The sequence below is a fragment of the Wenyingzhuangia heitensis genome, from assembly GCF_011762155.1.
Taxonomy (GTDB): domain Bacteria; phylum Bacteroidota; class Bacteroidia; order Flavobacteriales; family Flavobacteriaceae; genus Wenyingzhuangia; species Wenyingzhuangia heitensis.
Genome location: NZ_JAASQL010000023.1, coordinates 1 through 1,471 on the forward strand (window position 1 = coordinate 1; position 1,471 = coordinate 1,471).

Below are 1,471 nucleotides of genomic sequence, written 5' to 3' on the forward strand. Positions count from 1 at the left end.
TTGTTTGTTTTAACTTTTTCTTTATTAAAGCCAAATCGAAAAAGATTTGGCGATGTTGTAAATATAGAAAAAACATTGAGAAAAAACTCAGCCCGGATTAACTATAGCAGTTGTTACCCTGCGTATTTTTCAAAGGTTGAAAAATATTTTATAAATAGATGAAATTTCAAGTATTAGGATATTTTTTTTTTCAGCAATTAAAAACTATTATTTAATGAGAATTTTATAGTCTAGGTTTTTAAAAAATATCATTTACTTGGATAACTTTTTTTATAAAATAAACTTTTCAATATTTAGTTTTCAGCACGATTTCTCTACATTTTAAAAACCATTTGCAAAGATTGTTTTCTCAGCTACGAACTTTGCTTAGAATTGATTTATGAGCCTTTTTATAGTCAAAGAAATAACTTTCAACAATTTCTTAGACGACCAAATAAAAAAAACAGCGGAGCTAACCGAAAAATTCTTTTAAACGACTTTTTCAAAGCGTTTGTAAAATCTTTCAGCGATTAAAAATTTCATAAAAAATGATGAAGTAGGGAAGTAGTGTTTTCCAATTTTAGCGGTTCTGACCTATGCTGGGTAACGTATTTTGCTATGGTTAGTGCGGTTAGAAAATCGACAGATTTTCGGACAAGCACTTAGCCAGAGCTTTTTGTTTGGTTTTGTTTCTTTTTTAATCAAAGAGCCAAATCAACAAGATTTGGCGGACTTAGTAAATATAGACAAAACTTTGAGAAAGAACTAAACCCGCATTAACTATGAGCAGGTGTTAGGTAACGTTTTTTTTAAATGCTATTTTGAATTAAAACTTTAATTTAATTGAAACTCTGTTCTAACTCAACAACGATTTGATTCATAAAATCGGAAACGTCAAATAAATAAGGAATATTCAATGTTTCTTTAATTATTTTTAATCCACTTTTAGCTTTAGAGGTTTTTTTAATACGTTCAATTTGATTTGTTTTCCAATTCATAGATATATTTGAATGTAAAATTTGATTTCTTAATTCTTCACATTTAAACAAAGCTTTTACTAAATACTTGAAATGTTCTAATTCAAGATCTTCAGTAAGGTTAAATTTTCTTTTAGAACTCAATTTGTAATAAAGAGAAGCAAATAAATTTACTTTGTTTTTAAACGATAGTTCAGCTGTAATTATAATTCCAATTTCACTATCTAATCCAAGAAATATTTCGGTAATAATATGGTCAATACAGTCTTCTAAATATTGAAAATTCATAGTTATTCTACCCATTACCGCAGATAATTCATCAGGTAATCCAACCCTTTCTTCGTAGCTAGATTTATCTCGACTTTTATCAAAGTCTAACATAATTAATAAATCTTCTGGAATTTTTTTCATAATGTTACCTAACGTATTTTGCTATGGTTAGTGCGGGTTTGAAAATCGACAGATTTTCGGACAAGCACTAAGCCAGAGCTTTTTGTTTGGATTTGTTTCTTTTT

1 protein-coding gene is annotated in these 1,471 nt (G+C 27.8%); it reads right to left on the reverse strand.

The window, feature by feature from the left end; all coding sequences use genetic code 11:
* Positions 1-818 precede the first annotated feature (818 nt).
* Positions 819-1,367, reverse strand: a complete 549-nt coding sequence (locus FHR24_RS15535; RefSeq protein WP_167191135.1) for a hypothetical protein — start codon at positions 1,365-1,367, stop codon at positions 819-821.
* Positions 1,368-1,471 lie beyond the last annotated feature (104 nt).

What these genes read in the sequence shown, in the direction of transcription:
- FHR24_RS15535 (WP_167191135.1), bottom strand. Translation starts at nt 1,367, where the DNA reads ATGAAAAAAATTCCAGAAGATTTATTAATTATGTTAGACTTTGATAAA.